Origin of the sequence: Cellulosimicrobium protaetiae (assembly GCF_009708005.2) — a bacterium.
Taxonomy (GTDB): Bacteria; Actinomycetota; Actinomycetes; order Actinomycetales; family Cellulomonadaceae; genus Cellulosimicrobium; species Cellulosimicrobium protaetiae.
The window spans coordinates 4099356-4124647 of the sequence record NZ_CP052757.1 but is presented as its reverse complement, the minus strand read 5'-3'; the positions used below and the strand labels follow the sequence as shown (position 1 = coordinate 4124647).

Here is a 25292-nt window from a genome sequence, read left to right as displayed (position 1 = left end):
GGGGAGGCAGAATGGGCACATGCCTCTCGCCCCGCGCTACGTCGCCGCCGACGACCGTTACGACACCATGACCTACCGCCGGACGGGGCGCAGCGGCCTCGACCTGCCCGCGATCTCGCTCGGCCTGTGGCACAACTTCGGCGACGTGAACCCGTTCGAGACGCAGCGCGCCGTCCTGCGCCGGGCCTTCGACCTCGGGATCACCCACTTCGACCTCGCCAACAACTACGGCCCGCCGTACGGCACCGCCGAGGAGAACTTCGGCCGCCACCTCGCCCAGGACCTCGGCGCGTACCGCGACGAGCTCGTCATCTCCTCCAAGGCCGGGTACGACATGTGGCCCGGCCCGTACGGCGACGGCGGCTCGCGCAAGTACCTCCTGTCGTCGCTCGACCAGTCGCTGACGCGCACGGGCCTCGACTACGTCGACGTCTTCTACCACCACCGCCCGGACCCGAGCACGCCGCTCGAGGAGTCCATGCGGGCGCTGCACGACGCCGTCCAGCAGGGCAAGGCGCTCTACGTCGGCGTCTCGAACTACTCGCCGTCCCGCACGCGCGAGGCCGCCGCGATCCTCGCCGACCTCGGCACCCCGCTGCTCATCCACCAGCCCAGCTACTCGATGCTGAACCGTCACGTCGAGGACCCGGCGCACGAGGACCGGTACGACGGCGTCCAGAGCGAGTCGTTGCTCGACGTCGTGGGCGACCTCGGCGTCGGCACCATCGTGTTCTCGCCGCTCCAGCAAGGCCTGCTCACCGACCGCTACCTCTCCGGCTCCGCGCCCGAGGGGTCGCGCGCCGCACGCCCCGACTCCCCGTTCCTGTCCGAGCAGAACCTCGACGACACGTACCTCGAGAGGGCTCGGGCGCTGAACGAGATCGCGGGTGGACGGGGTCAGACCCTCGCCCAGCTCGCCCTCACCTGGGTCCTGCGCGACGACCGTGTCACGTCGGCGCTCGTCGGCGCGAGCAGCGTCCGCCAGCTCGAGAACAACGTCGCCGCCCTCTCGGCACCCCCGCTCACCCCCGACGAGTCGGCCGCGATCGAGTCCGTCCTCGCGAGGTAGAACCCCGGCCCGCCGAGGTAGAACCCTGGTCGCGCGAGATAGAACCGTGGTCGCGCGAAGTAGAACCGTGGTCGGGTCTCAGGCTCGCGGGGCCGGGCCCGCGGTGGGGGTGGACTCGGTGCTCGGGGCTGCCGCGCCGTCGCCTCGGGTTCTTCGGCCGTGGGTTTGAGGAGCGCGGCTTTGACGCCCCTTCGCATCCGAGCCCACCCCCACCGCTCAGCCCAACTCCGGCTTGAGCGCGTGGTCGCTCCTGCGTTCGCCACCCTCGGCGGGGTGCGGCCCCGGTCTCCGGGCTCGTCGACCTCGAGTCGCCGTCCGCCGAAGCAGAACCGAGGTCGGCCGACGTAGAACCGTGGTCCGCCGAGGTAGAACCGCAGTTTGCCGAGGTAGAACCCCGGTACGCGAGACAGAACCTTGGCTGCCCGAGAGAGAACCGTGGTCATGCCTGACGTCGTTCGGTCGCCTGTCGCGGTCGGGTCACCGTTCCGGCCAGTCACCGTCCGAGGTGGCCGGCTCTCCGGAGGTGGTCGGGTCGCGCGGGGCTGGCCCCGAGCGGCGAGGCGCCCCGGGTCGACGAGATGACCGGGTGACCCGACCGGTCGACGAGCGCGTCGGGGCGGATCGGGCAGGCAGTCCGGGCGCATCGCGCGGACGGGACGTGCCCGGATCACCTGCTCGCCGGCTGGGCCAGGCACCAAGGTGCGGCCGTGAGCGCCGATGTTGCGACGGGGAGCAGGAAGGCCGCGAAGGTGAGCCGCGCGACAGGCCGACACCGCGGGCAGTCGCCCGCGGTGAGGACGGACCAGGGCGAGACGACGCCGGTCGGGGTGGGTGGTGGTGCCGCGTCGTGGCGGGCCTGGCGGGAGCCGCGAGGAACGAGCGGCGGATGGTAGACGCGGCACCACCACCCACCCCGACCACCCAAGGGGACCACACGCCGTCGGGCAGGAAGCAACCAGGGTTCTATCTCGGCCGACCAGGGTTCTACGTCGCGCGACCAGGGTTCTATCTCGGCCGACCAGGGTTCTACCTCGGCGGAGTGGGGCCACCGGGCGGGGGCGGTGTGTGGGCAGGGGTGGTGGGAGAGGTCAGGGGGCAGCGGACGACGCGGCGGCGGACCGCTCCAGCAGGAGCTGGCGTTCGTGGCGGGTCGGGGCCAGGGCGGCGGCGCGTTCGAGGACGTCGGCGGCCTCGGCGTGGCGGCCGAGCCGGGTCAGGAGGTCGCCGCGTACCGCGCCGTACAGGTGGTGGCGCGCGAGGCGCGGGTCGTCCGCGACGGCGTCGAGCACGACGAGCGCGGCCTCGGGGCCGTCCGCGAACCCCACGGCCACGGCACGGTTGAGCTCGACGACCGGCGACGGGGCGACGGACGCCAGGGCGTCGTACAGCGCGACGATCGCTTCCCAGTCGGTGTCCGCCCAGGTCGCGGCGCGCGTGTGGCGCGCAGCGATCGCGGCCTGGAGCGAGTAGGGACCGAGCGCCTTCCCGGTGCGGGTGCCGAGCGCGAGCGCGCGGTCGAGCGCGGCGAGACCGCGGCGGACGAGGAGCCGGTCCCAGCGGCTACGGTCCTGGTCCTGGAGGAGCACGGGCTCGCCGTCGGGACCGGTACGGGCGGCGAACCGCGACGCCTGGAGCTCCATGAGCGCGACCAGCCCGTGCACCTCGGGCTCGCCGGGCAGCAGCCCCGCCAGGACTCGCCCCAGCCGCATGGCGTCGTCGGCGAGCCCGCGCCGCACCCACGTGTCGCCCGACGTCGCCGCGTACCCCTCGGTGAAGACGAGGTACACCACCTCGAGCACGGCGGGGACCCGGGCTGCGAGCTCGTCGGCCTGCGGGACGTCGAAGCGGACGTTCGCCTCGGCGAGCGTCCGCTTCGCGCGTGAGACGCGCTGGCCGACGGTCGCTGACGGGACGAGGTACGCGCGCGCGATCTCGTCCGTCGTGAGGCCGGCGACGAGGCGAAGGGTGAGCGCGACGCGGGACTCGCGCGGCAGGACGGGGTGGCACGCGACGAGGACGAGCGCGAGCAGGTCGTCGCCGACGGGATCGTCGACGATCCCGTCGGGTGCGGGGACCGACCCCACGAGCGCCGCGCCGCCACCGGGGTGCGCGACCGCCGCCGTCCCGCCGCCGGGCCCCGCGCCCGGCGCGGCGAGGTCCGCCGCGAGCCGCGCGTACTTCTCGTCGCGCGTGCGCTCGCGGCGGACCAGGTCGACGGCGCGACGGCGCGCGACGGTCGTCAACCACGCGCCCGGGTTGTCGGGCACGCCCTGTTCGGGCCACTGCTCGAGCGCCGCGACGAACGCCTCCTGGGCGACCTCCTCGGCGAGGCCGACGTCCCGCAGGGTCCGGGCCAGGCCCGCGACGAGGCGCGGCGACTCGATGCGCCACACGGCCTCGACGGTGCGGGAGACGTCGGTCATCGTCGTGCCCCTGGCCGCCCGGGGCTCAGGAGCCCTGCTGCGCGCGGATCTGCTCGGCGAGGCGCTCGTCCTTCTCGCGCTGCTCGGGCGTGTACTCGGCACCGAAGTCCTCGACCTCGAAGATCGGCCGGATCTCCAGGACCTCCTCGAGCCCCATGCTCGGGTCGCTGGGGCACTTGCGAGCCCACTCGACGGCCTCCTCGAGCGAGGAGACCTGCCAGATCCAGTACCCGGCGACGATCTCCTTGGACTCGGTGAAAGGCCCGTCGACGACCGACGTCTCGCCGCCGCGGAACACGACGCGCGCGCCCTTGGCCGTGGGCTGCAGGCCCTGGCCGTCGAGCATGATGCCCGCCTTGACGAGCTCCTCGTTGTACGCGCCCATCTGGGCGAGCATCTCCTGGGTGGGGGCGATCTTGTCCTCGTCGGCCCCGGCGCCCTTGATCATGACCACGACTCGCATGTCTGCCTCCTCGGTGAGTGCCCTCTCGACCGTAGTGTCGTGAAGGCCGGTTCACCAGGACGTCGGACGGCGCACCCCGGTTTTCGACACGCGCCGCCGCCGATTTTCTCCGGGAGCCCCCCGGGGGTCAGCGGAAGCGCTGGACGGCGAGCGGGGCGGCCTCCGCGAGACCCCGCACGGCCGGGTGGTCGGCGCCCTGGGCGGTGCCGGCGAAGACGTCGCGCAGCGCCCCGGAGGCGATGAACGACCCGTCGGCGAGCACGTGCACGGTGGGGCACAGACGCTCGACGAGCTCCAGGTCGTGCGAGACGAGCAGCACCGCGGTGCCGAGCTCGGCCGTCGCGTCGCCGAGGCGTCGGACGACGTCGCCACGCATCGCGGGGTCGACGGCGGTGAGCGGCTCGTCGAGCAGCAGGGCCCGGGGCCGGGTCGCGAGCGCGACGGCGAGCGCGACGCGCTGCTTCTCGCCGCCCGAGAGCGAGTGGATCGTCCGCGGTGCGTACCGGGGCTCGAGCGCGACGTCGCCGAGCAGGTCCTCGACGGACCGGCCGCTCGGGCGCCCGGCCCGGCGGGCGTCCTTGAGCGCGGCGGAGAGGGTGCGGTCGACGGTCCAGCGCGGGTCGATCCCGATCCCGGCGAGGCCGTCCTGCGAGACGCGGCGGACGTCGGCGGTGAACTGCTTCTTGTCGCGGCGCGAGAGCTTGGTGACGGTCCGGCCGGCGTACGTGACGTGTCCGGCGGTGGGCTTGACGAGCCCGACGAGCGCGCGCACGACCGTCGACTTGCCCGCGCCCGACTCGCCGACGATCCCCACCGGCGGGGAGCCGGGCGTGACGTCGAGGTCGATGCCGTGCACGACGTCGGGGCCGGCGTACCCGGCGGAGAGGCCGGCAGCGCGCAGGAGGGGGGTCGTGGTCGTGCTCATGGGTCACCTTCTGGTCGTCGGGGGCCGGGCGGACGGTCCGGGGTCCCGCTCGTCCGACGAACGACGCTACCGCGGAGTTCCGTGGCGTCGCTCACGCCGGCCTCGGGCGGCCCGGTCGACCCCGCTGCGGTCGACCGGTCCCGGCCGAGGAGGCCGGCGCGGTAGCCTGGGGCACTCGACCCGGATCCTCGAGCCCAGGTGGTCCGTCGACTCGCACCGCAGGTCCCGTTCGCGGGCGGCGACTCAGACGGAGGACCACGTGACCAGGACGGCCGACGAGCCGGAGCTGCTCGCACCAGGCGAGGCGGTAGACCTCGACAACTGCGCGCGCGAGCCCATCCACGTGCCCGGCATGATCCAGCCGCGCGGCGTGCTGCTCGTCGTACGGGAGTCGGACGGCGCGCTGCTCCAGGCGTCGGCGAACGCCGCGGTGCACCTGGGCGTCCCGGCCGAGGAGCTCGTGGGACGGCCGCTCGGCGACGCGCTCGGCGAGGGCCCGGCGCACCAGGTGCTCGCCCACGCCGCGAACGTCGGCGACCTCGCGACGCGCAACCCCGTCTCGCTGACCCTCGACCGCTGGGACGGGTCGCCCCTCGCCGTGGACGCCGTGCTCCACCGGCCCCCGCTGCCCCCGGACGGGCCGGAGACCGAGCCGGTGCTGGTCGTCGAGCTCGAGACCGCGGCCGGGGCGCGCCCCCTGACGTTCCCCAACACGTACCTGGCCGTGCGGCACGCGCTGCGCGACCTCGAGCGCGCCGCGACCCTCGGCGAGCTGTACGACGACGCGGTCCGGCACGTGCGCGACCTCACCGGGTTCGACCGCGTGATGATCTACCGCTTCGACGCCGCGTACAACGGCGAGGTCGTCGCCGAGGCGCGTCGCGAGGACCTCAACGCGTTCCTGGGCCTGCACTACCCGGCGTCGGACATCCCGCCGCAGGCCCGCGCGCTGTACGAGAAGAACTGGATCCGGCTCATCGCGGACGTGGACTACGCGCCGCAGCCGATCGTGCCGACGCTCCTGCCGACCACGGGAGCACCGCTCGACCTCACGTACTCCACGCTGCGCAGCGTCTCGCCGATCCACCTGGAGTACCTGCGCAACATGGGCGTGCGCGCGTCGATGTCGATCTCGCTGCTGCGCGAGGGGAAGCTGTGGGGGCTCATCGCGTGCCACCACTACGCGGGACCGCACGAGCCCCCGTACGAGGTGCGGACCGCCGCGGAGTTCCTCGGGTCGGCGCTGTCCGTCCGTCTCGTCGCCCAGGCCGAGGACGAGCGCGAGGCCGAGGTGCGGCGTGCGGAGGGCGTGCTCGCCCACCTCGCCGCCGACAGCCGCGACGAGAGCGTCCCGATCGGCACCGCGCTCACCCGTTCGGGGTGGCTGCGCCGGCTCGTGCGGGCCGACGGCGCGGTCGTCGTCGCCGAGGGCGACCTCATCAAGGTCGGCAGCGCGCCCGACGAGGCCGCGTGCCGCGCGCTCGTGGCCTGGGTCCTCGGTCACGACGAGGACCTCGTCGTGACGGAGGCGCTCGGCCGCGACGCTCCCGAGGTCGCCGCACTCGTGCCCGACGTCGCCGGGGTGATGGGCATCGTCCTGCCCGAGGGACAGGTCGTCGTGTGGTTGCGCGACGAGGTGCTGCGCCACGTCGACTGGGGTGGCGACCCGTACAACAAGGCGATCGCGCTCCGCGAGGGGGACACGGTCCGGCTCAGCCCGCGCAAGTCGTTCGAGCGCTGGCGCGAGGTGGTGCGCGGCCACAGCGCGCCGTGGACGTCGGACCAGACCGACGTCGCGACGTCGCTGCGCGGCCACCTCGTCGAGGCGCTGTACGTGCGCGGGCGCAAGGCCGTGCGCGCGACCGAGGAGCTGCAGCGCAGCCTCCTGCCGGCGCTCCTGCCCGACGTGCCTGGCTGGACGCTGCAGTCGCGGTACGAGTCCGCGGGCACCGGCCTGGTCGGCGGCGACTGGTACGACGCGCTCATGCTCCCCTCCGGACGGCTCGCGCTCGTGGTCGGCGACGTCACCGGGCACGGGCTCCAGGCCGCCGCGACGATGGGCCAGCTCGGCACGACGCTGCGCGCGGCGCTCGTGAGCACGGGCTCGGCGGTCGAGGCGGTGGAGCGACTGGGCGAGGTCGCGCGGTGGACGCTGCCGGGCGAGGTCGCGACGCTCGCCGTCGCGCTCCTGGACCCCGTGAGCGGCGTCGTGGAGCACGTGTCCGTGGGCCACCCGCCGCTCCTGGTCGTGGGCCCCGACGGCAGCACCTGCTGGACCGAGAGCGCGAGCGTGCCACCCCTCGGGCTCGTCGACCGCGTCCCTCCGGCGCACCACGTGCAGGTCCCTCGCGGGGGTGCGCTCGTGCTCTACAGCGACGGCCTGATCGAGCGCCGGCGCGAGTCGATCCGCGACGGCCTGGACCGTCTCGCGGCGGTCTTCGCGGCGGGCCCGGACGTGGACGTCGACAGCATCGTCACCGCGGCACGCGACCCGCGCTCTGCGGACGACGCGACGTTGCTCCTCGCGCGCCGCGACGCCTGACGCCCGAGGCGACCGGTCAGGGAGGCGGGCAGGCCGCGGACGGGCTCAGCCCACGGGGAGCAGGGCGCTGCGGACCGAGGCCCCGGCGCGGAAGACCGGGACGTCGAACCGCGCCCAGACGTGCTTCTCGCCCGTCCCGGCCCGGAACCAGCCGACGGCGGTCGCGGCGCGCTGCGCGAGCACGAGCCCGAACCCGCCGGCGCCCGGCGAGCGGCGCCCGGCGACCACGGGGACGTCGGGAGAGTGGTCGACCACGTCGACGACGAGCTCGCGCCCGTCGCTCAGCAGACGGACGCGCGTAGGCGGCAGGCCGTGGCGCAGCGCGTTGGTGGCGAGCTCGCTGGCCACGAGCACGACGCGTTCCGGCGTCGCCTCGAGCGCGCGGTCAGGGGGGAGCGGCCCGCCCGTGAGCATGCGGTGCAGCCCCTCGCGCAGCGTGGCGAGGTCGCCGAGGCCGTGCAGCGCCCACGCGCCGATCTCGACGAAGCCGACAGGGACCGCGGCGTGCTCGACGCTCACGATCCGTCCTCGCCCGGCTCGTCGTCCGAGAGCTCGAAGAGGTCGGCGACCCCGCTGAGCTCCAGCAGGTCGCGGACCCGGCGGGGGACGCGCTCCAGCACGGGCGCACCGGAGCCCGCGGTGGCGGCGTGGTAGAGCAGGCGCAGGCCGCCCGAGTCCATGAAGGTCACCTCGCCGAGGTCGATGTGGATGCGCGCGTCCGCCGACTGCGCGAGGCGCAGGAGCTCGTCCTCGCGCCGGGCCTGGACGGCGGCGTCGATCTCGCCCTGCATCGTCCAGCGCGTGCCGCCGTGCGTCGTCAGGACGTCACCGCTCGTCGTCGGGGTCACCGTGGTGTGCTCCTCCTCGTCCCGGCAGGGTGCCGGGCACCCGGGACACGGTACGCGGACCCGACGACGCTCGCTCTGCGATCCACCGCGTGGCGCCGATCAGGATCCGCCCGACCCGTCGCACGACCACGGGCCCGGCCGACGTCGGGGACGTCGGCCGGGTCCGTGGTCACGGGTCGGCTCAGCAGGTACGCGCGTCGAACGCGACCTCGAGCGGCCCGTACCCGTCGACGCTCACGACGGCCGTCCCTGCGGGGACGGACGCCGAGCGCGACGCGAACGACTGGTACGCGCTCGCGCCCGGCGCCACCGCGGCGACCGTCCGCGTTCCGTACGGCGTCGTGAGCGTCACGTCGAGCGGCGCACCGCCGTCGTTCGTGGCACGGACCGCGACGTAGACCTTGCCCGCGAGGCACCGCGTCTCGGCGACGGCGGTGACCGGCGCGGCGCCCGCGTCGGCCGACCAGCGCAGGGCGTACGCCTGCTCCGTCCCGTCCTCGGCGGTGACGCGCACGGTCGTCGTGCCGGGGACGGCGTCGGCCGGCTCGACCTGGACGCTCGCGTACGGGTCGGTGGCCGCCGCCGCGACCTCGGGGACCTCGCCGTCGGCCGCCACGTCGTAGGACGTGACCGCGGGGTCGAACCCGGCGAGGGGCTCGCCGTCCACCGTGATGCCCGACGCCGTCGTGTCGGTCCCGGTGCCCGGAACCTTGGCCAGGACCTCGATCTCGGAGACGACCATGTGGGTGTTCGCCCGTGCCGTGAGGACGACGCGCACGGACGACGTCCGCACGTCGGCGGGGACCTCGACCGCGGGCGCCGGGCCATCGGGCGACGCGTCGACCGTGACGGGCGTGCCGACGTCGGTCCACGTGCCGTCGACGAGCGCCTGCAGGCGGACGGACTGCGCCCAGCTCGCGCTGGACCCGTCCTTCCAGAACCGCGTGACCACGCCGGTCACGTCGCGGTCGGCCGGGAGCGTGACGGTGAGCGTGTCGGACGCCCGCTTGGTGCCCGAGACCCAGTTCGACCACGCCTTGTCCGTGAGGGCGCCGTTGACGACGCCTCCGACGCCGTAGCCCGGCTCGGTGAAGGTCGCGCTCGCGGTCGTGCCCCCGGCGAGCGCGCCGTTGGCGGACGCGGCCTCGGTCACCTGGACCCGGACGGTGGCGGGGAGCGTGGCGCCCGCCCCGGCGTCGGCCGTGCCCGTGAGCGCGACGACCCCGACGGCGTCGTACGCGCCCGCGGGAGCCGCGTCCCAGACCACCGGACGCTGGACCTGCGCGCCGCCCGCGGCGACCGCCGTGACGGTCGCGGGCAGGCTCGGCGTGCCGCCCGCGTACGCCTTGGCCCGCGCGGGGAGGGTCGACGTCAGCTCGTCGACGACGACCGTCGCGGTCGCCGCGACGGTGCCGCCTGTCGGGGCGACCACCGTGCCCGCGACCTCGACGGTGCCGGGCTCGGCCCACGCGTCGTCGCCCGGGACGTCCCACGTCACGGGGAGCGACCCGCGCGCGCCGTCGCGGTAGACCGGCGTGACGGTCGCGGGCAGCTCGGGCGCGGTGCCGGGCGTCGTGAACGCCTCGACCGGCTCCGTGCCGAGGACGGTCTCGTCGACGATCCGCCAGCGCTGGTTCACGCCGGAGTTCGCGAGGTACGTGCCCACGGGGGACCCGTCGGCCGTCGCCTGGCCGCCGACCTCGAGGAGGGTCTTCGAGGACGCGTTGACGAGCGTGAAGGTGCCGTCGCCGGTCGTCGAGAGGATCCACTGCGCGGCGAGCGGGGTGTCGGCGACGTCGGCCGGGGCGTCCTGGAGGACGGCGGACGTGTCGGCCGCGACGGCGAGCTGGCGGCCCGTCGCCGCGTTCGTCACGGCGTAGCGCGTGCGGTGCGTGCCGGAGCCCTCGGAGGCGCCGAGCGCCGTGAGCTCCCACGCCTGCTCCGCGACCGGCGCGTCGGTGCGGATCACGACGCCCGTGCCCGACGCCGACGGCGCGAGCGAGCGGTCCGCCTGGACGCCGTCGAGACGGTACGCGTGCCCGTCCTGGACGAGGGCCGCGTCGTCCGCGACACCCGAGACGCCGTCGACGACGAACGTCGTCACGGACTCGGCCGGCACGACGAGCGTCACGCTCGGACCGTTCTCGTCCGTCGTGACGGCCACCGGCTCGCCCTCGACGAGGTAGCCGGCCGTGCTCGTGACCACGGGGGTGACGGTCGCATCGGACCCGACCGCACCGAACTTCGACAGGTCGAGCGTCACGGCGCGCTCGGCCTTGGTGGCGTTGACGTGCACGACGGTCGCCGACGTGCCGTCCGCCGACACCGCGGCCGTGCTGCTGGCGTCGTCCGAGCGGATCAGCGAGTCGCCCGGCTCGATGTAGTGCGTGAAGTTCTGGGTCGCCCAGTACTTCGTGTTCGTGTAGATCGGGCACGTCTCGAGCGTGTCCTCGGCCGTGCAGTCGAACGGGATCTGGATCTCGCCCCAGTTCATGCCGTTCGCGCTCTCGCCGCCGGGCGCCATGTTCGCGTAGTCCTCGACCGGCTGCCAGAACACCCACGCGCTCGGCTCGAGCTCGCGCAGGTCGTCCACCATGTGCTGCGCGCTGCCCAGGCCGGACTCCATGGTCTCGAAGTCCTGGCCGGTCGAGCTCCAGTTGCCGCCGACCTCGCTCATCCACAGCGGCTTGTCCTCGCCCTTGGCGATGTCGCGGACTGTCGTGCGCTGGCCCGTGCCGTACGTGTGGACGTTGAGCTGGGACACCTGGTCGCGGACGGCGTCGGGGTAGGCGTACCAGTTGGTCGCGAACCGGCCCGGGTTGGTCTCGTCCATCGCCGAGATCACGGCGTCGGTCGAAGATCCGTCGAGCGCCGCGGCGAGCGCCGGGACGACCTTCGCCTGGAGCTCGGGGCCCATGTGGGCGCCCTCCTGGCGGCCCCCGGTCGGGTTTCCGTCGCCGCCGAGCTGGGTGCCCCAGTAGTTGGTGTTGGGCTCGTTGAACGGGTCGATCGTGTCGACCTCGATGCCGTGCGCGTCCTCGAGGCGCTCGGTCACGCCGACCATGTAGGCCGCGAAGTCGTCGATGCTCTCCGTCTTGAGCTGGTCCGCGTTCGCGTCGAACCCGCCCGAGACGTACCCGCTCACGGTCATGAACCAGGGCGGTGAGTTGCTGAACGTCTCCCAGTGCGTGACGTCGTCCTTGATGCGGTCGACCCACCAGCGCTGCGTCGCGTCGGCGTCGGCGTCCCAGTGGTCCGGGTTCTCGGGGTCCCACCAGTCGACGTCGGTGCGCGTCGTGCCCTCGGGCGCCTTCCACCAGCCGTCGACGGCGCCGCCGGCGCGCAGGTAGTCCGGCACGTCGGGCGCGTTGCCGCCGCCGACGTTGTAGCGCGCGATGTTGAGGTTGAGGCCCTCGTCGCCGAAGACCATGTCCGCGAGCCTGTCGCGGATCTCGTCCGGGTAGCCGCCCGTGGCGTTGGCGAACCACACGAGGCTCGTCCCCCAGCCCTCGAACGGCGCGCCCGCGTACGACGGGTCGGGCGTCACGGTGACGCCCGCGACGTCGGCCGCGGCCGCCGTCGCGCTGCTCGCCGTGGAGCCCGTCGAGGCGGCTGTCGCGCCGAGCGGCGAGGCGTGCGCGGGCAGGGCCGCGAGCGCGCAGCCCGCGACCAGCGCGCCGGCACCGAGGCCGGCCACCAGTCGCGCGCCCGTCCCGTGGGCGGCCCGCCCGCCCGGGCTGCTCGTGCGGTGCGGACCGGGTGGTCCACCCCGCATGGTCGTGTCGGTGTCGGTCAGGCTCATCCCTGAGCCACCTCCTTCGCGTCGCTGCGAACCGGCGGGGTGCACCGGGTGCGGGTCGTTCCCGCGGGGATCGTCATGCCGAGGTAGAACCGTGGTCACGCGAGATAGAACGCTGGTCGCGCGAGGTAGAACCGTGGTCCGCCGAGGAAGCGCCGAGGTGGACGACCGGGGCGTCACCTCGGCGGACCACGGTTCTACTTCGGCGGGGTCGTCTCGGTCGGGCGGCGGACGACCGCGACGCCGCGTGGCTCCAGCAGGAGCGCGCCTGTCGCCGTCGTGCCCGTCGCGGCCGACGGCGCGAGGCGACGGCCGGCGAGGACGTCGCCCGCGACGTCGGGCACCTCGACCGGGCGTGCCGTGCGGTTGACGAGGAACCAGAAGTCGTCGGTCCCGTCCGTACGCACGGCGAGCTCGACGTCGCCGCGCACGCCCGCGGGCAGCTCGCTGCGCACGCCCGCGTCGTCGAGCAGGCGCGCGAGCACGGGGACGAGGCCGAGGCGGCCGAACCGCGTGGAGACGTATGCGGCGGAGCCGGCGCTCTCCCCGCCCCGGACCGTGCGGCGCGTCACCGCGGCGCGCCCGGACTGCTCGCCGGTCTTGTACCAGCCCAGCACCTCGACGTCGGGGTCGACGACGTCGACCGGCTCGGTCCACAGCGTGCCCTCGAGCTGCTCGCCCGCGAGCTCGACCGTCGCGCTCTCGCCGTCCAGCAGCGGCGCGAACTCCTCGACGCGGATGCCGAGCAGGTCACGCAGCGCGCCCGGGTAGCCGCCGAGCCACGCGTGGTCGTCCTGGTCGACGACGCCCGAGAAGTACGTCGTCACGAGGTGGCCGCCGCCCTCGACGAACGCCGTGAGACGGTCGCGCAGGTCGGCCGGGACGACGTGCAGCACGGGCGCCACGACGACGTCGTACCCCGCGAGGTCCGTGGCCGTCGGCACGACGTCGGCGCGCACGCCGAGCGCGAGGAACGCCGAGTACCAGTCGAGCGCCTCCTGCCGGTAGCGCAGCCGGTCCGTGGGGTGGGAGTCGAGCTCGCTCGTCCACCACGAGTCCCAGTCGAAGACGATCGCGGCGCGCGCGGGTTTCTGCTCGCTCCCCGCGACGGGCGCGAGGTCGCGCAGCGTCGCGCCGAGCGCGACGACGTCGCGGAAGAGCCGCGAGCGCTCGCCCGCGTGCGGGAGCATCCCCGAGTGGTACTTCTCGGCGCCCGCCGCGGACTGGCGCCACTGGAAGTAGCAGACCGCGTCGGCGCCGTGCGCGACGTGCGTGAGCGAGTCGCGCGCGAGCTCGCCCGGCTTCTTCGCGACGTTGACGGGCTGCCAGTTCACCGCGCTCGTCGAGTGCTCCATGAGGAACCACGGCTTGTGCCGGGCGATGCCGCCCGTGAGGTTCGCGGAGAACGACAGCTCGTCCAGGGCCTGCGGTCCGGGGAGCACGTAGTGGTCGTTGGACACGAAGTCGAGCTCGTCCGCCCAGGCGGCGTAGTCCATGCCCTTCGTCTCGCCCATGACCATGAAGTTCGTGGTCACAGGGACGTCGGGCGTGATGCGGCGCAGGATCTCGGCCTCCGCGCGCAGGTATTGCCGCAGCGCGTCGGACGAGAAACGCTTGAAGTCGAGCTGCTGCGTCGGGTTCGGGTGCGACGCCGCGAGGCGCGGCGGCAGGATCTGCTCCCACGCGCTGTACCGCTGCGACCAGAACGCCGTGCCCCACGCGTCGTTCAGCGCGTCGAGGGTCGTGTAGCGCTCGCGCAGCCACGCGCGGAAGGCTGCGGCGGCGTCGTCGGAGAAGTCGTCGACGTTGTGGCAGCCCAGCTCGTTGGAGACGTGCCAGGCCACGAGCGCCGGGTGGTCCCCGTACCGCTCGGCCATGCGCTCCACGAGGTGCAGCGCGTGCGACCGGAAGATCGGCGACGTCGGGCGCCACTGCTGGCGCGCGCCGGGCCACAGCGTCTCGCCGGTACGCGTCTGCGGCAGGATCTCCGGGTGCTTGGTCGTGAGCCACGGCGGCGGCGAGGCCGTCGCCGTCGCGAGGTCGACGGTGATGCCGTTCGCGTGGAGCAGGTCCATGATCTCGTCGAGCCACGCGAAGTCCCACGTGTGCTCCGTCGGCTGGATCCGCGCCCACGAGAAGATCGCGAGCGAGACCACCGTCACGCCCGCCTCGCGCATGAGGCGCACGTCCTCGTCCCAGACCTCGCGCGGCCACTGGTCCGGGTTGTAGTCCGCGCCGTAGGACAGGCCCGACGGCGCGTATGCGTCGGTCGCTCCGACGGTCGTGGCCGTCGTTCCCGGCGGCGTGTGCGGCCCGGGACGGCGCAGCCAGCGGAACGGGGTGGGGGTGGACATGCAGGCTCCTCAGATGCTCGCAGAGCGGTGGACGACGCGGTGCGCCGCCGGTGGAGGCCGCGTGGTCGTGCCGGGAGGCACGACCACGCGACCGTGGGGGCGGCCGGGCGCCCCGGCAGGCGCCCGGCGGGGATCAGGTCACTCGTTGACGGTGAAGCCCTGCTCGGTGCCGTACTTCACGGACGCGTCCTGCCAGGCCTTGAGGCCGTCGGTGAGCGTCGTGCCCGAGACGTACGCCTGGCCGACGGTGTCGTTGAAGATCGAGTTCGCGTACACCTGGAACGGCAGGTACGACCAGCCCTCGACGACGTCGGAGGCCGACTGCGCGAGGACCTCGTTGATCTTCTGGCCGCCGAAGTACTCGGACTCGTAGCCCTGGAACTCGTCCGACTCCAGCTCGGCCGTCGTGGCCGGGAACGCGCCGCCGTCGACGCGCGCCTGCACGCCGTCGCCAGCGTTCGCGTACTCGAGGAAGCCGTAGGCGAGCGCCTGCTGCGAGCTCGCGGCCGTCACGGACAGCGCGGAGCCGCCGTTCTCGGAGCTGGCCGACGCGCCCTCCTCCCACTGCGGGAGCGGGGCGACGCGCCACTTGCCGGCGCCGTCGGGCACACCCGACTCGAGGTTCGCGGGCATCCACGCGCCGATCGCGAGCGTCGCGATCGTGCCGTTGCCGAGGCCCTGGTACCACTCGTCGCTCCACGAGCTGACCGGCGCGAGCAGGTCCTCGTCGATGAGCGTCTGCCAGGTCTCCGCGAACTGCGTGCTGCCCTCGTCCGCGAGGTCGATCGTCACGTCCGTACCGTCGACCTGGAACGGCTGGCCACCGGCCTGCCAGATGAGCGACGTCGTGAAGCCCGCGTCGCCCGTGTCGTTCGTGATGTACACGCTCGGGTCCGCCGCGTGCAGCGCACGGGCCGCCTCGACGAAGCCGTCCCACGTCGTCGGCACCTCGACGCCGTGCTGCGTGAAGAGCTCCTCGTTGTAGAAGAGGGCCATCGGGCCGGAGTCCATGGGCAGGCCGAAGATGCCCTCACCCTGCTGGACGGCGTTCCACGGGCCGGGCGTGAACGTGCCGTCGAGCTGGTCCGCGCCGAGCGACGAGAGGTCGGCGAGCGCCTCCGAGAGGGCGAACTGGGGGAGCGCGTAGTACTCGACCTGCGCGACGTCGGGCACGCCCTTGCCGGCGGCGATCGCGTTCTGGAGCGCCGTGTACTGGTCGTTGCCGGTGCCAGCGTTGACGAGCTCGACGTCGACGTTCGGGTACTCGGCCTCGAAGTCGGTGACGACCTGCTCGAGCGTGGGCTCCCAGGCCCACACCGTGAGGCTGCCGCCTTCCTCGAGCGCCGCGGCGACGTCGTCGGCCGAGCCGGCGTCCGCGCCGGAGTCGTTGCCGCCGCCGGAGCTGCAGGCGGCCAGGGCGAGGGCGACGACGCCGGTGGCGGCGACGGCGCGCAGGGCGCGGGTGGTGCGGATGGACATGAGGGTTCCTCTCACTTCGTCGTCAGACGGATCGGGCGGGGTGGGTGTCGGGGGTGGTGCGGGAGACGGCGCGGGGCGCGTCACTCCTTGACGGAGCCGGCCGCGAGGCCGGACTGCCAGTAGCGCTGGAGGAGGAGGAAGGCGGCGACGAGCGGGAGGATCGTCAGCAGCGAGCCGGTGATCACGAGGTCGAAGATCGCCTCGCCGCCCGCGGTCGCGGCCTGCGCGTTCCACGCGTTGAGGCCGAGCGTCAGGGGGTACCAGTCGGGGTCCTTGAGCATGATCAGCGGCAGGAAGTAGTTGTTCCAGGTCGCGACCATGGTGAAGAGCAGGACCGTGACGATCCCGGGCGCGAGCAGCGGCAGGGAGACCTGGAAGAACGTGCGGCCCTCGCTCGACCCGTCCACGCGCGCCGCCTCGAGCAGCTCCGTCGGGATCGACTCCGCGGCGAACACCCACATGAGGTAGAGGCCGAACGGCGAGATGAGCGACGGGATGATGACGGCCCACGGGGTGTTGGTGAGCCCCATCTGGCTGAACATGAGGAACGTCGGGACGGCGAGCGCGGTGCCGGGCACGGCGACCGCGCCGATGACCGTCGCGAAGACGCCGCGCTTGCCCGGGAAGTCGAACTTGGCGAGCGCGTACCCGCCGAGCACGGCGAGGAACGTCGCGCCGCCGGCGCCGAGCACGACGTACAGCAGCGTGTTGGCGAACCAGCGGCCGAAGATGCCGCCGTCGTAGGTGAGCGTGCGCGCGATGTTGTCGAACAGCGCGAAGTCGCCGCTGAACCAGAGCCCGAACGAGCTGAACAGGCTCGACTGCGTCTTGGACGCGTTGACGACGAGCCAGAACAGCGGCACGAGCGCGTAGAGCAGGACGATCCCGGTGAGGACGGTCATGAGGACGCTGCGGCGCGGGCGGGCGACGCTGTGCGGGGCGCGCGAGCGCAGGCGGACGGGCTTGCGCGTCGTGGCGCGCGTCGTGGTGCCCGTCATCGTGCGGGAGCCGGCGGGGACCGCCGGGGTCGAGGGGGTCGTGGCGGTCATCGTCAGGCCTCCTTGCGCATGCCGCGCAGCTGGACGACGTAGGCCACGATCATCGTGAGGACGCCCATGATGATGGCGACGGTCGCCGAGTAGTTGTACTGCTGGCCGGAGAACGACAGCGAGTACGCGTACAGGTTCGGGGTGAAGTACGTCGTGATGGCGTTCGGCGCGAGGCTCTGCAGGATGCTCGGCTCGTTGAAGAGCTGGAACGAGCCGATGATCGAGAAGATCGTGGCGATGACGAGCGAACCGCGGATCGCGGGGATCTTGATGGCCCGCACGACCTGCCACTGGGACGCGCCGTCGAGCTCGGCCGCCTCGTAGAGCGACGTGGGCACGACGCGCAGCGCCGAGTAGAAGATGAGCATGTTGTAGCCCACGAACTCCCAGGTCACGATGTTGCCGATGGACAGCAGCACCCAGTCCGGGGACAGCGGGTTGGCGATCGACGTCCCCAGCGCGTCGTTGATGTTCGCGACGAGGCCGAACCGCGTCCCGTACATGAACCCCCACATGAGCGTCGCGACGACGGCCGGGACGGCGTAGGGGAGGAAGATCGAGATCCGGAAGAAGTTGCGGCCGTAGAGCCGGCCCGAGTCGATCGCCAGGGCGACGAGCAGGGCGATGCCCAGCATGATCGGCACCTGGACCACGAGGAACAGCCCGACGCGCGACACGCCCGACCAGAACTGCGGGTCGGAGAACGCTCGCGCGTAGTTCTCGAACCCGACGAACTGGGTGCCGCCGACCATCTGGGTGCGGAACAGGCTGAGGTAGATCGAGTAGGCGATCGGCGCGAGGAACACGAGCGCGAAGACCGCCATGAACGGACCCACGAAGCCCCAGCCGGTCCACGAGCGCCGTCGGCGCCGTGCCGGGAGGGACGAAGGAGCGCCGACCGGTGGCCGGTGCCCTGCCACGGGTGGGGACGTCGTCGTCATGCTGGGGGTCCTCGTCATCGGGGGACGGCGACGTCGGTCGTCGCCGGTGTTTGCGTAAACATGAGCATGGCACGAGGTTCGGTGTTTACGCAAACATCGCCTACGCTGGTCCGTGACCGGCCACGATGTCGGTCCGGCCCAGGTACTGTGCCGACACCACGAGGACGAGGACGCCATGACCGACGGGCTCGACGACGAGACCCCCGCCCTGACGCGCACCGGGGGAGCTGCCGTCCGCACGGCACGGCGCGTCTCGATGGCCGACGTCGCGCGCGTCGCCGGGGTCTCCGCGCAGACCGTCTCCCGCGTCTCCAACGGGCACCCGGGCGTCGTCGAGGCGACGCGCTCGCGCGTGCTCGAGGCGATGACCGAGCTCGGCTACCGCCCCAACAGCGCCGCCCGCGCGCTCAAGAGCGGCTCCTTCCGCACCATCGGCGTGATCCTCTTCTCGCTCGCGACCACGGGCAATGTCCGTACGCTCGAGGCCATCGCGACGTCCGCCGCCGCCGAGGGTTACGCCATCACCGTCATCCCCGTCGCCGCGCCCACGCAGGACGGCGTGCACGGCGCGTTCACGCGCCTCGGGGAGCTCGCCGTCGACGCGATCATCCTGCTCATGGAGGTCCACCTCCTCGACGTCGCGCGGGTCAGCCTCCCGCCCGGCGTCCAGGTCGTCGTCGCGGACTCCGACGCCGGCGAGAGCTACGCGGTCGTGGACACCGACCAGGCCGACGGCACGCGCCAGGCCGTGCAGCACCTGCTCGACCTCGGCCACGAGACGGTGCACCACCTCGCCGGACCGGCGCTCTCGTTCGCGGCCGAGCGTCGCACCTCCGCCTGGCGCGCGACGCTCGAGGAGGCCGGGCGCGACGTGCCGCCCATCGAGCGGGGCGACTGGTCGCCGTCGTCCGGCTACGAGGCCGGGCTGCGCCTCGCGCAGCGCGGCGACGTCACCGCGGTCTTCGTCGCCAACGACCAGATGGCCCTCGGGCTCGTGCGCGCCCTGCACGACTCCGGCAAGCGCGTCCCGCAGGACGTGAGCGTCGTCGGGTTCGACGACCTGCCCGAGTCGTCCGAGTTCCTGCCCCCGCTCACGACCGTCCACCAGGACTTCGCCGAGGTCGGTCGCCGGCTCGTCGAGCAGGTGCTCCGCCAGGTCCGCGAGGGCGTCCACGAGACCGGCACCCGCCTGGTCCCCACCCGCCTCGTCCCCCGCGCCAGCACGGCCCCGCCCCCGCAACGGACGTAGAACCCCGGTCCGCGCAAGGAAGAACCCCGGTCTCGCGAGGTAGAGCCGCAGTCCGCCGAAGTAGAACTCTGGTTGGCCGAGGTAGAACTCTGGTTGGCCGAGGTAGAACCGTGGTTGGTCGAGGTAGAACCGTGGTTCTTGTGCCCGACGGCGCGTGGCTGGGTTGGGTGGTCGGGGTGGGTGGTGGTGCCGCGTCTACCATCCGCCGCTCGTTCCTCGCGGCTCCCGCCAGGCCCAGCCACGACGCGGCACCACCACCCACCCCGCCCGGCGTCGTCTCGCCCTGGTCGTCGCTCGCCTCGGGCGACTGCGCGCGGGGTCGGGTTGGTTCGGTGCCGCTGTCCGGGTCGTGCCGTGGTCGCCGCGTCGTCCGCGGTCCTGCCGTCGCGCGGGTCCGCCGTCGCGCCGTCGCGCCGTCGCGCCGCGCAAGTGGTGGGGTCTGTCGGGGTCACCGATGTCCGACGGCGACCGGCCCGACTGGGGGCCGACCATGGTCGCCTTCGGCCAACCGCCGTTCTACCTCATGACCAGGGTTCTACCTCGGCCAACCAGGCTTCTACCTCGGCCAACCAGGGTTCTATCTCGACGGACCAGGGTTCTACTTCGGCGGACCGGGCTTCTGCCTCGCGTGACAAGAGTTCTGCCTCGGCCGGTCCGGCGGGCCGGGCCGCATCTCGTCTCCCTGGCGGTGCACGGGGTGACCACGAGGCGAGGGCGCGGTGACGGTCGAGCGGTGGGGGTGAGGTCGGATGCGAAGGGGCGTCAGAGCCGCGCTCCCAGAACCCACGGCCGAACGGCCAGGGTGACGGCGCGGCAGCCCCGAGCGCCGAGACCACCCTCACCGCGGACCCGACCCTGCGGGCCTGAAGACCCGACCACGGTTCTACCTCGGCCGACCACGGTTCTACCTCGGCGGAGGTCAGTCCTCGGCGACCCAGGCGCTCGGGTCCTCGACGACGCCGCGCAGGACCTCGCGCGCGCCGCCGGTGAGGGCGGCGTGGTCGCCGACCGGGGCGGGGAGCAGGACGACGTCCGTCCACGGGGCGGCCAGGACGCGTGTGCGCAGCTCGGCGAGGGCCGCGGTGCGCAGGTACGGCAGGAGCGCGGGGTAGATGCCGCCGAGCAGGACGGTGTCGATGTCGACGAGGTTCACGTAGTCGGCGAGCGCGCTGCCGAGCGCGGTCCCGGCCTGCTCGACGACGGCGAGCGCGGCGGGCTCCGCGGCGTCGAGCGCGGCGACGAGCGTCTCGGTAGGGGCGTCGACGGGCAGTCCCGCCCCGCGCAGGAGCGCGTCCTTGCCCGCGTACTGCTCGAGGCAGCCGGTCGCGCCGCAGCGGCAGCGCGGGCCGCGCGGGTCCACGACGACGTGCCCGACCTCGCCCGTCCAGCCGTGGCGGCCGCGGAAGAGCCGGCGGTCGACGACGATCGCGGACCCGATGCCGACGTCGCCCGACACGTAGAGGTACGTCGAGGGCGCCGGGTCGGAGGCAGGGTCCGACGCGTCGTCGGGCACGACGCCGCGGCTCGCCTGGGCGAGTGCGGCGAGCTTGGCCTCGTTGCCGATCTCGACGGGGACGTCCGGGCCGAGGCCGAGGAGGCGGACGGGATCGAGGTGGGACCAGCCGAGGTTGGGCGCGACCTCGAGCCGGCCCGCGCGCGTGTCGACGAGGCCGGGGAGGGCGAGCCGGGCGCCCGCGACGGTCATGCCGTCGGCGCGGACGGTCGCGAGGAGGTCCTGCGCGATGCGCCCGAGCCGGGCGAGGACCTCGGCGGGGTCGCTGTCGTGCAGGTCGTCCGGGTCGACGTGCTCGGCGACGACGGTGCCGGTGAGGTCGAGCACGCGGCCGCCGAGGTAGTCGACGTTGACCTCGAGGCCGAGCCCGACGAGCGAGCGTGGCGCGGGCGCGAGGGGGACCGCGGGCCGTCCGGCGCGCTGCGGGGTCGCCGGGGGGAGCTCGGCGACGATGGCCGCGGCGACGAGCCGGTCCACCAGGGTCGACACGGTCGCGCGCGTGAGGCCGCTGGCGGCGGCGATGTCGGCGCGCGAGCACGGCTGGGCGGACTCGAAGACCGCGCGGGCGACGAGGGCGAGGTTGTGCTCGCGCAGCGTGGCCTGCCGGGCTGCTGGGGGACCCGTGCGGGTCGCGACGCTGCGGTTCACGGTCTTGACCTTACCGACCCGGGCGGATAAGTTCATCCGTAAGACAAAAATAGGCCGTCGGCGCGAGGACCGCGCCACGGCCCTCTCGACGAGGAGACCACCGTGGCCGACGAGACCACCCGACACGACACAGACATCAACTTCTCCTTCGGTCTGTGGACCGTGGGCTGGACCGCGCAGGACCAGTTCGGCAGCGCGAGCCGTCCCGCGCTCGACCCGGCCGAGTCCGTGCGCCGCCTGGCCGACCTCGGTGCGTGGGGCTTCACGTTCCACGACGACGACGTCGTGCCGTTCGGCGCCGACGACGCCGAGCGCACCAAGCGCCTCGACTCCGTGCGCCAGGCGGCGCAGGACACGGGCCTGGTCATCGAGATGGTGACGACCAACCTGTTCAGCCACCCGGTGTTCAAGGACGGCGGCCTCACGTCGAACGACCGCGGTGTGCGCCGCTACGCGCTGCGCAAGGTGCTGCGCAACGTCGACCTGACGGCCGAGCTGGGCGCCAAGACGTTCGTCATGTGGGGTGGCCGCGAGGGCACCGAGTACGACGGCGCCAAGGACCTGCACTCCGCGCACGAGCGCTACGCCGAGGGCCTCGACCTCACCGCGGCGTACATCAAGGAGAAGGGCTACGACCTCAAGATCGCGCTCGAGCCCAAGCCGAACGAGCCCCGCGGCGACATCTTCCTGCCGACCATCGGCCACGCGCTCGGCCTCATCGCGAAGCTCGACAACGGCGACATCGTGGGCCTCAACCCGGAGACGGGTCACGAGCAGATGGCTGGCCTCAACTACACGCACGGCCTCGCGCAGGCGCTGTGGGCGGGCAAGCTCTTCCACATCGACCTCAACGGCCAGCGTTCGATCAAGTTCGACCAGGACCTCGTGTTCGGCCACGGCGACCTGCTCTCGGCCTTCTTCACGGTCGACCTGCTCGAGAACGGCTTCCCGAACGGCGGACCCACGTACACGGGTCCGCGCCACTTCGACTACAAGCCGTCGCGCACCGAGAACGAGGTCGGCGTGTGGGACTCCGCGCGCGCCAACATGGAGACCTACCGCCTGCTCGCGCGCAAGGCCGCGGCGTACCGCGCCGACTCCCGCGTCCAGGAGGCGTTCGCGCACTCCGGCGTGTTCGAGCTCGGCCAGTCCACGCTGGGCGAGGGCGAGTCCGTGGCCGACCTGCTCGCGGACCGCACCGCGTACGAGGAGTTCGACGTCGACGCCGCGGCGAACCGCGACTTCGGCTTCGTGCGCCTCAACCAGCTCGCGCTCGAGCACCTGATCGGCTGAGGTGACGACCGACGCCAGGACGTCCGACGCCGGCGACGAGCGCACGCTCGTCGCCGGCGTCGACACGTCCACGCAGTCCTGCAAGGTCGTCGTGCGCGACGCCGCGACCGGCGCGCTCGTCCGCACCGGCTCGGCCAAGCACCCCGACGGCACCGAGGTGCACCCCGACGCGTGGTGGGACGCGTTCCGCGAGGCCGCGTCCGCGGCGGGCGGGCTCGACGACGTCGCGGCGCTCGCCGTCGGCGGCCAGCAGCACGGGCTCGTCGCGCTCGACGCGGAGGGGAACGTCGTGCGCGACGCGCTCCTGTGGAACGACACACGCTCGGCCCCCGCGGCGCGCGACCTGATCCGCGAGCTCGGCGAGGCCCGGCTCGCCGAGGGCGTCCCCGACGCCCACGACCGGGTCGAGTCCGCGACCGAGGCGGGCGCGCAGGCATGGGCGGACGCGATCGGGTCCGTACCGGTCGCGTCGCTCACGGTGACGAAGCTGCGCTGGCTGCGCGACGCGGAGCCGGAGAACGCGGCGCGCGTCGCGGCCGTCGCGCTGCCGCACGACTGGCTCACGTGGCGCATCGCGGGGTACGGCCCCGCGGGCGACGAGTCCGCGCCGCTCGGCCCGGACCTCGACGCGCTCGTCACCGACGCGTCCGACGCGTCGGGCACGGGGTACTACGACGCGACCCGGGGCGACGGGGACGACGGCCGGGGCGCGTACCGCCTCGACCTGCTCGAGCTCGCGTTCGGCCGGACGGACGTCGTGCTGCCGCGCGTCGTCGCACCCTCGGCCGTGGCGGGCGTCGCGCACGCCTCGGTCGCCGGTGCGGCGGTCGAGGGCGGCACGCTGCTCGGCCCCGGCGCGGGCGACAACGCCGGTGCCGCGCTCGGTCTCGGCATGGTCGCGGGCGACGTCGCGGTGTCGATCGGGACGTCGGGCGTCGTGTCCGCCGTGACCGACGACCGCACGGCGGACGGCTCCGGCCTCGTCAACGGGTTCTCGGACGCGACGGGCCGGTACCTGCTGCTCGCGGTGACGCTCAACGCGAGCCGGGTGCTCGACGCGGCGCGCGCCGTCCTCGGCGTCGACCACGCGGGCCTCTCTCGCCTCGCGCTCGCGGCGCCGCCCGGCGCGGACGGGCTCGTGCTCGTGCCGTACCTGGAGGGCGAGCGCATGCCCAACCGCCCCGACGCCTCGGGCACGCTGCACGGCATCCGGCTCGGCACGTCGACGCCGGAGCACCTCGCGCGCGCGTACGTCGAGGGCATGCTGTGCGGCCTCGCGGACGGGCTCGACGCGCTGCGGGCGCTCGGCGTCCGCGTCGATCGCGTGCAGCTCATCGGCGGTGGGGCGCAGTCCGAGGCGGTCCGGCGCATCGCGCCGCAGGTCCTCGGCCTGCCAGTGACGGTCCCGGAGCCCGGCGAGTACGTGGCCGACGGCGCCGCGCGCCAGGCGGCCTGGGTCCTCGCCGCGCACGCGACGGGTGGCTCCGGGGCGGACGTCGCCCCGCCCACCTGGGCCGCGTCGTCGGCCACGGTGGTCGAGGCCGACCCGGTCCCGGCGATCCGCGAGCAGTACGCGGCGGTCCGCGACCTCGTCTGACCGGACCACCCCGCCCTCGCTGAGTGCATGAAATAGTCGCGCCCGAGGCCCTCGGACGCGACTATTTCATGCACTCAGCGGGGGCAGGGAAGGTGGTCAGAGGACGCGGACGACGGGGCCCGTCACGCCGGCCTTGCGCCCCACCGCGGCGGCGCCGGTGACGCCCCAGACCGGCCCGGCGATCTCCACCGACGCGACCGACGTCGTCGAGACCGAGCGGTTGAGGTTCATCCCGTACGCGCTGCCGTAGACCTCGAGCAGCACCCAGTCGCACGTGCCCGCGCTGACGGTGAAGACGTTCCCGGTCCGGGTCACGTCGAAGGTGCAGGGACCGCCGTCGTACGTCGCCGCGCCGGCGGACGGTGCCACGGCGACGGCCGCGGCGACGAGGGCGGAGACGACCAGGGCGCGCTGGCGTGTGGTTCGCATGGAGCTCCTTCGCTCGAGGTGGTGGGCCTGCCCGGCCCGGCCCCAGTCCACCCCGTCGCGCCGCACCCCGGCATCCGGGAAAACCCGGCTCGTGACCCGTACCCGGTACGCGGTCTCCCTCACGCGCCCCCGGCGAAGCCCGTCTGCCGCCACGCCTCGTAGACGGCGATCGACGCCGCATTGGTGAGGTTGAGCGACCGGCGCCCGGGCAGCATGGGGATCTTGAGCTGGTCCGTGATCCGCCGGTGGGCGAGCACGTCGTCGGGCAGGCCCGTCGGCTCGGGGCCGAACAGCAGGACGTCGTCGGGCCGGTAGGTCACGTCGGTGAACGACGTCGTCGCGCGCGTCGTGAACGCGAACACGCGGCCCGGGAGGGTCGCGAGCGCGGCGTCGAGGTCCGCGTGCACCTCGACGCTCGCGAGGTCGTGGTAGTCGAGTCCCGCGCGGCGCAGCTTGGGCTCGTCCAGGTCGAACCCGAGCGGCTCCACGAGGTGCAGGCGCGCTCCGGTCACCGCGGCGAGGCGGATCGCGTTGCCCGTGTTGCCGGGGATGCGCGGCTCGAAGAACACCACGTGGGGCAGGGTCGACGGCGGTCGTGCGGCCGGGTCGGCGACGTGCGGTCGCCAGTCGGTGCCGGGGTCGGGGCTTTCGCTCACGCCCCCGATTCTCGC

At 73.6% G+C, this 25292-nt stretch carries 18 protein-coding genes; 5 read left to right on the top strand and 13 right to left on the bottom strand.

The genetic code is table 11. The features are described from left to right. Positions 1-19: 19 nt before the first annotated feature. Positions 20-1069, top strand: coding sequence for an aldo/keto reductase (locus tag FIC82_RS17765; RefSeq protein ID WP_154799367.1), 1050 nt, complete (start codon positions 20-22; stop codon positions 1067-1069). Positions 1070-2157: 1088 nt separating this feature from the next. Here the strand turns inward: FIC82_RS17765 and FIC82_RS17760 are convergent. The 3 genes from FIC82_RS17760 to FIC82_RS17750 all read right to left on the bottom strand — a co-directional run bounded on the left by FIC82_RS17760 (position 2158) and on the right by FIC82_RS17750 (position 4880). Beyond that, positions 2158-3492 (bottom strand): RNA polymerase sigma factor, encoded by a 1335-nt coding sequence (locus FIC82_RS17760; RefSeq protein WP_154799366.1) that lies wholly within the window; start codon positions 3490-3492, stop codon positions 2158-2160. 25 nt (positions 3493-3517) lie between these two features. Then, entirely contained in the window at positions 3518-3955 is a 438-nt protein-coding gene (locus tag FIC82_RS17755) for a YciI family protein (RefSeq protein ID WP_154799365.1), read from the bottom strand. 127 nt (positions 3956-4082) lie between these two features. Continuing rightward, positions 4083-4880 carry an ABC transporter ATP-binding protein gene (locus FIC82_RS17750; RefSeq protein WP_154799364.1) on the bottom strand — a complete coding sequence of 266 codons (798 nt, stop codon included), beginning with the start codon at positions 4878-4880 and terminating at the stop codon, positions 4083-4085. A gap of 259 nt (positions 4881-5139) precedes the next feature. Here FIC82_RS17750 and FIC82_RS17745 point away from each other — a divergent pair, with 259 nt between their 5' ends. Beyond that, positions 5140-7422 (top strand): SpoIIE family protein phosphatase, encoded by a 2283-nt coding sequence (locus tag FIC82_RS17745; RefSeq protein WP_253691257.1) that lies wholly within the window; start codon positions 5140-5142, stop codon positions 7420-7422. Between the two features lie 45 nt (positions 7423-7467). Here FIC82_RS17745 and FIC82_RS17740 read toward each other — a convergent pair whose 3' ends face one another. From FIC82_RS17740 to FIC82_RS17710, 7 genes are all read right to left on the bottom strand, one after another. Then, positions 7468-7941, bottom strand: a complete 474-nt coding sequence (locus tag FIC82_RS17740; protein ID WP_216609928.1) for an ATP-binding protein — start codon at positions 7939-7941, stop codon at positions 7468-7470. Further along, positions 7938-8270 (bottom strand): STAS domain-containing protein, encoded by a 333-nt coding sequence (locus FIC82_RS17735; protein WP_253691256.1) that lies wholly within the window; start codon positions 8268-8270, stop codon positions 7938-7940. Before FIC82_RS17735 ends, FIC82_RS17740 begins: the two co-directional genes overlap by 4 nt. Positions 8271-8451: 181 nt before the next feature. After that, the gene (locus tag FIC82_RS17730; RefSeq protein ID WP_253691255.1) at positions 8452-12072 is read right to left on the bottom strand and encodes an Ig-like domain-containing protein; all 3621 of its coding nucleotides are present in this window, start codon (positions 12070-12072) and stop codon (positions 8452-8454) included. A 194-nt stretch (positions 12073-12266) separates the two neighbouring features. Then, entirely contained in the window at positions 12267-14423 is a 2157-nt protein-coding gene (locus FIC82_RS17725) for a beta-galactosidase (protein WP_154799363.1), read from the bottom strand. Between the two features lie 138 nt (positions 14424-14561). Then, positions 14562-15902 (bottom strand): ABC transporter substrate-binding protein, encoded by a 1341-nt coding sequence (locus FIC82_RS17720; protein WP_154799362.1) that lies wholly within the window; start codon positions 15900-15902, stop codon positions 14562-14564. Between the two features lie 80 nt (positions 15903-15982). Then, positions 15983-16951, bottom strand: coding sequence for a carbohydrate ABC transporter permease (locus FIC82_RS17715; RefSeq protein WP_418884333.1), 969 nt, complete (start codon positions 16949-16951; stop codon positions 15983-15985). A gap of 2 nt (positions 16952-16953) precedes the next feature. Next, positions 16954-17892 carry a carbohydrate ABC transporter permease gene (locus FIC82_RS17710; protein ID WP_053369523.1) on the bottom strand — a complete coding sequence of 313 codons (939 nt, stop codon included), beginning with the start codon at positions 17890-17892 and terminating at the stop codon, positions 16954-16956. A 175-nt stretch (positions 17893-18067) separates the two neighbouring features. Between FIC82_RS17710 and FIC82_RS17705 the strand changes: the two genes are divergently transcribed. Further along, complete coding sequence (locus FIC82_RS17705; protein WP_154799361.1) at positions 18068-19141, top strand: LacI family DNA-binding transcriptional regulator; 1074 nt, start codon at positions 18068-18070, stop codon at positions 19139-19141. A 919-nt stretch (positions 19142-20060) separates the two neighbouring features. On the opposite strand, the gene FIC82_RS17700 is transcribed toward FIC82_RS17705, so the two are convergent. Further along, entirely contained in the window at positions 20061-21302 is a 1242-nt protein-coding gene (locus FIC82_RS17700; RefSeq protein WP_253691254.1) for an ROK family transcriptional regulator, read from the bottom strand. A 102-nt stretch (positions 21303-21404) separates the two neighbouring features. Between FIC82_RS17700 and xylA the strand changes: the two genes are divergently transcribed. Then, the gene (xylA, locus tag FIC82_RS17695) at positions 21405-22595 is read left to right on the top strand and encodes a xylose isomerase (protein ID WP_171445716.1); all 1191 of its coding nucleotides are present in this window, start codon (positions 21405-21407) and stop codon (positions 22593-22595) included. A gap of 1 nt (position 22596) precedes the next feature. Continuing rightward, positions 22597-24192 (top strand): xylulokinase, encoded by a 1596-nt coding sequence (locus FIC82_RS17690; RefSeq protein ID WP_168732060.1) that lies wholly within the window; start codon positions 22597-22599, stop codon positions 24190-24192. A 96-nt stretch (positions 24193-24288) separates the two neighbouring features. Here FIC82_RS17690 and FIC82_RS17685 read toward each other — a convergent pair whose 3' ends face one another. Beyond that, positions 24289-24621: a hypothetical protein gene (locus tag FIC82_RS17685; protein WP_154799359.1), complete on the bottom strand. Its 333-nt coding sequence runs from the start codon at positions 24619-24621 to the stop codon at positions 24289-24291. 119 nt (positions 24622-24740) lie between these two features. Then, entirely contained in the window at positions 24741-25202 is a 462-nt protein-coding gene (locus FIC82_RS17680; protein ID WP_154800497.1) for a tRNA (cytidine(34)-2'-O)-methyltransferase, read from the bottom strand. Positions 25203-25292 lie beyond the last annotated feature (90 nt).

What these genes read in the sequence shown, in the direction of transcription:
- FIC82_RS17765 (WP_154799367.1), top strand. Translation starts at nt 20, where the DNA reads ATGCCTCTCGCCCCGCGCTACGTCGCCGCCGACGACCGTTACGACACC.
- FIC82_RS17760 (WP_154799366.1), bottom strand. Translation starts at nt 3,492, where the DNA reads ATGACCGACGTCTCCCGCACCGTCGAGGCCGTGTGGCGCATCGAGTCG.
- FIC82_RS17755 (WP_154799365.1), bottom strand. Translation starts at nt 3,955, where the DNA reads ATGCGAGTCGTGGTCATGATCAAGGGCGCCGGGGCCGACGAGGACAAG.
- FIC82_RS17750 (WP_154799364.1), bottom strand. Translation starts at nt 4,880, where the DNA reads ATGAGCACGACCACGACCCCCCTCCTGCGCGCTGCCGGCCTCTCCGCC.
- FIC82_RS17730 (WP_253691255.1), bottom strand. Translation starts at nt 12,072, where the DNA reads ATGAGCCTGACCGACACCGACACGACCATGCGGGGTGGACCACCCGGT.
- FIC82_RS17725 (WP_154799363.1), bottom strand. Translation starts at nt 14,423, where the DNA reads ATGTCCACCCCCACCCCGTTCCGCTGGCTGCGCCGTCCCGGGCCGCAC.
- FIC82_RS17720 (WP_154799362.1), bottom strand. Translation starts at nt 15,902, where the DNA reads ATGTCCATCCGCACCACCCGCGCCCTGCGCGCCGTCGCCGCCACCGGC.
- FIC82_RS17715 (WP_418884333.1), bottom strand. Translation starts at nt 16,951, where the DNA reads ATGACCGCCACGACCCCCTCGACCCCGGCGGTCCCCGCCGGCTCCCGC.
- FIC82_RS17710 (WP_053369523.1), bottom strand. Translation starts at nt 17,892, where the DNA reads ATGACGACGACGTCCCCACCCGTGGCAGGGCACCGGCCACCGGTCGGC.
- FIC82_RS17705 (WP_154799361.1), top strand. Translation starts at nt 18,068, where the DNA reads ATGACCGACGGGCTCGACGACGAGACCCCCGCCCTGACGCGCACCGGG.
- FIC82_RS17685 (WP_154799359.1), bottom strand. Translation starts at nt 24,621, where the DNA reads ATGCGAACCACACGCCAGCGCGCCCTGGTCGTCTCCGCCCTCGTCGCC.